Below are 7,964 nucleotides of genomic sequence, written 5' to 3'. Positions count from 1 at the left end.
CTCCGAAGGACAGGCGAGCGATTGCCAACAGGCCGATCCGCTGCTCGAGGCCGTGCCGGAAGGCAGCATCTTCCTCGCCGACAAGGCCTATGACAGCGACGCCATCCGCGACAAGGTCGAGGCGCGCGGCAGCTTCGCCAACATCCCGCCAAAGGCCAACCGCAAGAAGGGCTTCGCCTTCAGCTCCTTCCTCTACCGCTATCGCAACCTGATCGAGCGCTTCTTCGGAAAACTCAAGCACGCCAGAGGCTTGGCCACGCGATACGACAAACGCGCCGACAACTTCCTCGCCGCTGCCAAACTCTTCTCAACTCGCCTATGGATCGCAGCTAATGAGTCCACGGCTTAACATGCATTGCCGATGCGTGACAGTGGCATCAGCGCCGCCGCGCTTGCCCGCCTGTGCGCGGCGCGGCATGGAGCGCACATGGCCGAAATCCTCCATCATCGCCTTTATGACGGGCGCCGCATCGCCTTTCGCCTGACGCCGGGGCGGGGGCCCTGCCTCGTGTTCCTGCCGGGCTACATGTCCGACATGTCGGGCAGCAAGGCGAGCGCGCTTTTTGCCGAGGCCGAGGCGCGCGGACGTGCCTGCCTGCTCATCGACTATTCGGGCTGCGGCCAGAGCGAGGGCAGCTTTGCCGAGGGCACGCTCTCGCGCTGGCGCGACGAGGTGCTGGCGCTCGTCTCCTCCTATGTTGCCGGCCCGGTGCTGCTGGTCGGCTCGTCGATGGGCGGCTGGCTGATGCTGCTGGTGGCCGAGCGGCTGGGGCCGCGCTGTGCCGGGCTGATCGGCATTGCCCCCGCCCCCGATTTTACCCGCTGGGGCCTCAGCGCGGCCGAGCGCGCGGCCCTCGCCGCGGGCGAGACGATCCATCAGCCCAACCCCTATGGCCCCGAGCCGACCCCGATCCACCCGGGCTTCTTTGCCGATGCCGAAAACCACCTGCGGCTCGAAAGCGCGCGCGGGCTTTCCTGCCCGGTGCGGCTGATCCACGGCAAGCGGGATGAAGATGTGCCGTGGGAGATCTCGCTGCGGCTCAAGGCCGCGCTCGGGTCGGCTGATGTTCAGGTGAGCCTGGTAGAGGACGGCGATCACCGTCTCTCGCGCCCCGAGGACATTGCCCGCATCCTCGCCCTGGTCGGCGAATTCTACCCATGAGGCATTGCTGATGCTGCTGCTCGCGCTTCTGCTCCAGGTCGGCCCCAATCCGCTCGCCGGGGGGCTGCCCGATGATGCGCTGGTGCGCGAGCGGCCCGCACGCTCCGCACGGAGCGATACGCCGGGCGAGGCCGAGGGCGCGGCCAAGGCAGCGATCAATCCCACCAGCGCCTGGCTCGAAGACTGCTTCGACCAGATCGCCGCCGATCCGGCGCGCGCCCATGCCATGGCGCAAATCCGCCGCGAGGAGACGCGCGGGGCCGATCGGGTGCTGGCCAACCATTGCCTCGGCACCGCCGCGGCCGAACTGGGGCGCTGGGACGAGGCCCGCGCCGCCTTTGCCGCGGCGCTGGGCGAGACCCCGCCGGGTGAGCCGCGACTGCGCGCCCGTTTCGGCGCGCTTTCGGGCAATGCCGCGCTCGCCGCGGGCGATGCCGAAGGGGCGCTTGCCCTGCTGGCTGCCGCAGAGGCCGATGCCCGCGCCGGCGATGACCCGCTGCTCGAGGCGATCGCCGCGACCGACCGTGCCCGCGCGCTGGTGGCGCTGGGACGCGAGAGTGAGGCGCTCGGACCGCTCGAGACCGCCACCACCCGCGCGCCCGAACGCGGCGAGGGCTGGCTATTGAAGGCCACGCTGCTGCGCCGCCTCGCCCGGCTCGCCGAGGCCCAGGCGGCGATCGAGCAGGCCGCCGTGCGCAGCCCCGGCGATCCGCTGGTGGGGCTGGAAGCCGGGGTGATCGCCATGCTCGGCGGGCGCGAGGCGGCCGCGCGGGCAAGCTGGCAATCGGTGCTGGTGCTTGCCGCCGATGGCCCCGCAGCCGAAACCGCGCGCGCCTATCTTGCCCAGCTCGGGCCGGAAGGCGACAATGGCCCCGCACCAACTCCGCCTGACTCCCAGCCCGAGGAGAGCCCCCAGCCATGACCCGCTTTTCCGTGCTCGATCTGGTGCCGGTGCGCGAGGGCGGCACCCTTGCCGAGGCCTTCGCCGCCACCACCGCGCTCGCCCGCGCGGCCGAAAGCCTCGGCTGCCACCGCTTCTGGGTGGCCGAACACCACGCCATGGAAGGCATTGCCGGCGGGGCAACCGCGGTGGTGCTCGCGCATGTCGGCAACGCCACCAGCCGCATCCGCATCGGCGCGGGCGGGATCATGCTGCCCAACCACACCCCGTTCCAGATCGCCGAACAATTCGGCACGCTCGATGCGCTGTTCCCGGGGCGCATCGATCTCGGCCTCGGCCGCGCCCCCGGCGCCGGGCCACAGCTGCAACGCGCGCTGAGGAAGAACCTTCACCAGGCGGCCGAATATTTCCCGCAGGACGTGGTCGAGCTGCGCGCGCTCCTCACCGGCGATATCGACCTGCCGATCCGCGCCACCCCCGGCCTTGGCGCCAAGGTGGAACTGTGGATGCTGGGATCGAGCCTGTTCGGCGCGCAGCTGGCGGCGCGGCTGGGGCTTCCCTACGCCTTTGCCGCCCATTTCGCCCCCGATCACCTCGATGCCGCGCTGGGGCTCTATCGCCGCGAGTTCCAGCCTTCCGCCGCGTGCGAGCGGCCCCATGTGATGGTGGCGATGAATGTCTTTGCCGCCGAGACCCGCGCCGAGGCGCAGCTCATCGCCTCGAGCCAGCAGCAGAGCTTCGTGCGGCTGCGCAGCGGCCAGCCGGGCAAGCTGCCCCCGCCGGTGGCCGGCTTTGCCGAGAGCCTGCCCGCCCCGGCCCGGGCGATGCTCGATCACCTCGGGCAGGCCGCGGCGATCGGCACGCCCGCCGAGGTGCGCGAGCGGATCGCCGCGATGCAGGCGCGCACCGGGGCGGACGAGATCCTGCTGTGCGGGGCGACCTATGATCCCGAGGCGCGCATCCGCAGCCTTGAACTGACGCTGGAGGCCTGCGCCGCATTGGTGGCGGCTTGAACCATCCCGGCAGCAATCGCGCTTGCCCGCGGCGGGCAATTCGGCGTATCGCGTGGCGACACGATAACAACAATCCGGCATAATTTTGTTGCGCGAAGCTGGTGCCGGATGCCGAGGAGGCCGGGAGCCGCCGATGAAGCCCAACACCACCCCCGCCGCCGCCCCCGACAAGCGGCTCGTCAAGGCGCTGCGCCAGCATTTGCAGGCCTCATTGCTGCCGGGCGAAACGCCCCCGCCCAAGGGCGCGCTCGACGAGGCGGCGGCCTGGCTCATCGCTGTCGCGGCCACCCGCGCGCCCGGCGCGGCGCTGGTGGAGATCGAATCGGCGCGCGAGGGGCGCCGCCACTTGCGGATCGCCGTCATCAACGATGACCAGCCGTTCCTGGTCGATTCGGTCGCGGCCACGCTTGCCCGCCTCGGGTTCCAGATCGATCTGCTGCTGCACCCGGTGATCGCGCTCGAACGCGACGCGGCGGGCCGCCTTGTCGCCATCCCGGCGCCGGGCAAGGCGGCGCCGGGCGCGCGGCGCGAATCGCTCATCTATATCGAGACCCCGCGCGCCGATGCCCGCCAGCGGCGCGCACTCGCCGCGGCGCTGCGCATGACGCTGGGCGATGTCCATGCCGCGGTGGCCGATTGGCCCGAGATGCAGGCTGCGCTCAGGCAAGACGCTGCGGCGATCGCGCCCTTGGATGGCGAGGCTGCCGCCCTGCTTGAATGGATGGCGGGGGGCATGCTCACCCAGCTTGGCCACCTCGTGCGCCGGCGCGATGGCGGCGCGGCGGAGCGGCGCGGGATCTGCCGCGCCTCGGCGCAGGAACTGCTCGCCCCGGTCTCGCTCGAACGCGCCTTTGCCTGGTTCGATGCCGATCCCGCCCGGGCGCTTTTGGCGATCAAGTCCAACCTCGCCGCGCGGGTCCACCGCGACAGCCCGCTTGACCTGTTCCTCACCGCGCGGCGCGATGCCAGCGGCAAGGCCGAAGCGCTGTCGATCCATGCCGGCCTGTGGACCAGCGCCGCGCTCAACGCCCGCCCGCAGGAGGTGCCGCGGCTGCGCCGGGTGCTCGCCGAACTGATGGCAGAACTGGGCTTCGATCCGGCCGGGCACAATGGCAAGGCGCTGGTGCACGCCTTCACCGCCCTGCCCAACGATCTGCTCACCGCCTTCGATCCGGCCTGCGTGGCCCAGCTTGCCACCGCCAAGATGGCGCTGGTCGATCGCCCGCGCCCGCGGGTGGTGATGGTGCGCGCCACGCTCGAACGCCATGTCTTTGCCTTTGTCTGGCTGCCGCGCGACCAGCTTTCCACCGAGGTGCGCCTGCAGATCCAGGCGATGCTGCTCGCCACCCCCGGCGCGGCGCTGCTCGACTGGAGCCTGACGGTCGAGGGGAGCACCCTCGCGCTCTTGCGCTTCCTCATCGATGTGCGCGCCTGCGGCGATCTGCCCGCCGACAGCGAGATCGAGGCGCGGCTCGTCGAGCTGCTGCGCGGCTGGAACGAGGCGGTGGCCACCCACCTTGCCGCGCACGAGGAAGAAGGCCGCGCGGCGATGCTGGCGGCGCGCTATGCCCCGGCCTTTCCCACCGGCTACCGCCTTGCCTATGGCCCGGCCGAGGCCGCGCGCGACATCCTCAAGCTGCGCACCTTGGGCCTCGCCGAGGGCGAGGGGGCGGGTGAAAGGGCGGTGCGGCTCTACCGCCTGCCGGGCGATGAGACCGGGGCGCTCAGGCTCAAGATCTATACCGTACGCAGCCGGCTGGCCCTGTCCGATGCGGTGCCGGCGCTGGAGAATTTCGGCCTCAAGGTGATCGCCGAGGTGCCGACCTTCCTTGCCGATGCCGAGCTTGGGGCGCTTCATGATTTCATCCTCGGCCTGCCGCCCGGGCTCGAGGACGAGGCGCTGCTCGAGCGCGCCGGGCTGATCGAGGCGGCGCTGGCCGCGGTGCTCAATGGCAGCGGCGAGGACGATCCCTTCAACCGCCTCGTCGCCGCCACCGGGCTGGCCCCGGCCGAGGCCAATTGGCTGCGCGCGATCTATCGCTACCTGCGCCAGACCGGGGCGAGCTACACCATCTACAGCGTGGTCGATGCGCTGGCCGGCGCGCCGCAGGTGACGCGCGCGCTGGTCAAGCTCTTTGCCGCGCGCCACGACCCCGATTTTGCCGGAAACCGCGCCGAGGCGATTGCCACGGCCGAGGCCGCCTTTGCCCGCGGGCTTGCCCGGGTGAGCGCGATCAATGACGATCGCATCCTGCGGCTCTATCGCGCCGTGATCGATGCGACGCTGCGCACCAATGCCTTTGCCCCTGCCGCGGCCGAGGCGCTGGCCTTCAAGCTCGATTCGGCGCGCGTGCCGGGCTTGCCGAGGCCCCTGCCCTGGCGCGAGATCTTCGTTTACAGCCCGCGGGTCGAGGGCATTCACCTGCGCGCCGGCAAGGTCGCGCGCGGGGGCCTGAGATGGTCTGACCGGCGCGATGATTTCCGCACCGAGATCCTCGGGCTAATGAAGGCCCAGCGGGTCAAGAACGCGGTGATCGTGCCCACCGGGGCCAAGGGCGGTTTTTATCCCAAGCAATTGCCCTCGCCCCTGCTCGACCGCGAGGGCTGGGCTGCAGAGGGGCGCGCCGCCTACCAGATCTTCATCCGCACCCTGCTTTCCGTCACCGACAATATCGTGGGCGGCCGGGTGGTGCACCCCGAAGGCGTGGTGGTGCATGATGGCGAAGATCCCTATTTCGTCGTCGCCGCCGACAAGGGCACGGCGACCTTCTCCGATCTTGCCAATGCCATCGCCGAGGAGCGCGGCTTCTGGCTCGGCGATGCCTTCGCCAGCGGCGGCTCCAACGGCTATGACCACAAGGCCATGGGTATCACCGCCCGCGGCGCCTGGGTGAGCGTGCAGCGCCACTTCCGCGAGATGGGGGTGGATGTGCAGCAGGATTCGATCACCGTGGTCGGCTGCGGCGACATGTCGGGCGATGTGTTCGGCAACGGGATGCTCCTGTCCAAGGCGATCCGGCTGGTTGCCGCCTTTGACCATCGCCATATCTTCATCGATCCCGACCCCGATCCGCTGGCGAGCTGGAAGGAACGGAAGCGCCTGTTCGAACTGCCGCGTTCGAGCTGGGATGATTATGACAAGGCGCTGATTTCCAAGGGCGGCGGGGTGTTCCCGCGCGATGCCAAGCGCATCCGCCTTGCCCGCGAGGCCCAGGAGGTGCTGGGACTTGCCGAGCAGGAGATCGAGCCTGAGGCGCTGATTTCGGCGATCCTCAAGGCCCCGGTTGATCTCATCTGGTTCGGCGGGATCGGCACCTATGTGAAGGCCGCGCAGGAGAACAACATCGCCGTGGGCGATCCGGCCAATGACGCCTTGCGCGTCAATGCCGAGGAGCTGCGCGCGCGGGTGATCGGCGAGGGCGCCAATCTCGGTGTGACCCAGGCCGGGCGCATCGCCTTTGCCCTTGGCGGGGGACGGATCAACACCGATTTCATCGACAATTCGGCCGGGGTCGATTGCTCGGACAACGAGGTCAACATCAAGATTGCGCTCGCCGCTTCGGTCGCGTCGGGCAAGCTTTCCCCGAAGAAGCGCAACGCCCTGCTCGCCGCGATGACCGACGAGGTCGCCGCGCTCGTGCTCGAGGACAACCGCCTCCAGGCGCTCGCGCTCTCGATTGCCGAGCGCGCCGGGCCAGCGGCGAGCGCCGCCTATGTCCGGTTGATCGAGCGGCTCGAGGAGGCGGGCGAGCTTGACCGGCGCACCGAGGGCATTGCCGAGGGCGAGGCGCTGCTGCGCCGCGCCGCCGATGGCCAGGGGCTCACCCGGCCCGAACTTGCGGTGCTGCTCTCCTCGGCCAAGCTCGCCCTGCAGGCGGCGATCGAGGCCAGCCCGCTCGCCGATGATGCGGCGCTCGCGCCGCTGCTGCTCGCCCGCTTCCCCGCGCCGATGCGCAAGGCCCATGCCGCGGCGATCCACGGCCACCGGCTGCGGCGCGAGATGATCGCCACCAGTCTTGCCAACCGCATCGTCAACCGCATCGGCATGATCCATCCCTTCGAGCTGGCCGAGGAGGAAGGGGTGGGCCTCGCTGAGGTTGCCGCTGCCTTCGTGGTCGCGGAAAGGCTGTTCGATCTCGACCAGCTGTGGGCCGAGCTTGACCATGCGCCCATGCCCGAGGCGGCCCGGCTGGCGCTGTTCGATCGGCTCGCCGCGGCGAGCGCCAACCTGATGAGCGACGTGCTGCGCAGCGCCGCGGGCAGGCTCGAGGCCGGGGCGCTCATCGCCCGGCTGGCCGATGGGGTGGCGATGCTGGTGACCGCGCGCGAGGCATTGCTCACCGCCGAGCCGCGCGCCCGTTCGCAGGCGCTGCGGCAGGAGTTGATCGCTGCCGGGGCGCCGCAGGGCCTTGCTGCAAGGGTCGCAAGCCTGTTCGATCTCGATGGCGCGGTGGGCCTGGCCAAGGCCGCGGGCGAGGCGGGGATCGATCCCAGATTGCTCACCCAGGCCTTCACTGATGTCGGCGCGCGGCTGGGGCTGGATTGGGCGCAGGCGCTGGCCGCGCACATGAACCCCTCGGACGTGTGGGAAAGGCTGCTGGTTGCGGGCGTGGCGCGCGATCTGCAACAGATGCGCATCGCCTTTCTTGCCCGGCTGCTTCGGGGCAAGGGTGCCAAGGCCGATCCGCTCGGCGCGCTGGCCCGCTGGGCCGCGGATCAGGTCGCGGCGGTAGCGCAGCTGCGCGGCCTCATCGCCCGCGCCCAGGCGCGCGCGCCGGTCAGCCCGGCGATGCTCGCCCAGATCGCCGCCCAGGCGCGCAACCTGCTCGAACGCTGATGCCTGGGCGCCCCTGCCACTTGTGCGCGCTTGACCATGGCGTGATTTGCC

General features: G+C 70.6%; 5 protein-coding genes. All 5 read left to right on the top strand.

Features of this window, described 5'->3' with window-relative positions; all coding sequences use genetic code 11:
• Positions 1-349 (top strand): IS5/IS1182 family transposase (locus G524_RS0108935; protein WP_027443412.1); only part of this gene is annotated, 349 nt, incomplete at its 5' end.
• A 78-nt stretch (positions 350-427) separates the two neighbouring features.
• Positions 428-1,162: an alpha/beta fold hydrolase gene (locus G524_RS0108930; RefSeq protein WP_027443411.1), complete on the top strand. Its 735-nt coding sequence runs from the start codon at positions 428-430 to the stop codon at positions 1,160-1,162.
• A gap of 10 nt (positions 1,163-1,172) precedes the next feature.
• The gene (locus G524_RS0108925; RefSeq protein WP_051221034.1) at positions 1,173-2,084 is read left to right on the top strand and encodes a tetratricopeptide repeat protein; all 912 of its coding nucleotides are present in this window, start codon (positions 1,173-1,175) and stop codon (positions 2,082-2,084) included.
• Entirely contained in the window at positions 2,081-3,076 is a 996-nt protein-coding gene (locus tag G524_RS0108920) for an LLM class flavin-dependent oxidoreductase (RefSeq protein ID WP_027443409.1), read from the top strand. Before G524_RS0108925 ends, G524_RS0108920 begins: the two co-directional genes overlap by 4 nt.
• Before the next feature lie 133 nt (positions 3,077-3,209).
• Complete coding sequence (locus G524_RS0108915; protein WP_027443408.1) at positions 3,210-7,913, top strand: NAD-glutamate dehydrogenase domain-containing protein; 4,704 nt, start codon at positions 3,210-3,212, stop codon at positions 7,911-7,913.
• Positions 7,914-7,964 lie beyond the last annotated feature (51 nt).

The sequence above is a fragment of the Erythrobacter cryptus DSM 12079 genome, assembly GCF_000422985.1.
Classification (GTDB): domain Bacteria; phylum Pseudomonadota; class Alphaproteobacteria; order Sphingomonadales; family Sphingomonadaceae; genus Erythrobacter; species Erythrobacter cryptus.
This window is presented reverse-complemented; position numbering and strand designations above follow the sequence as displayed.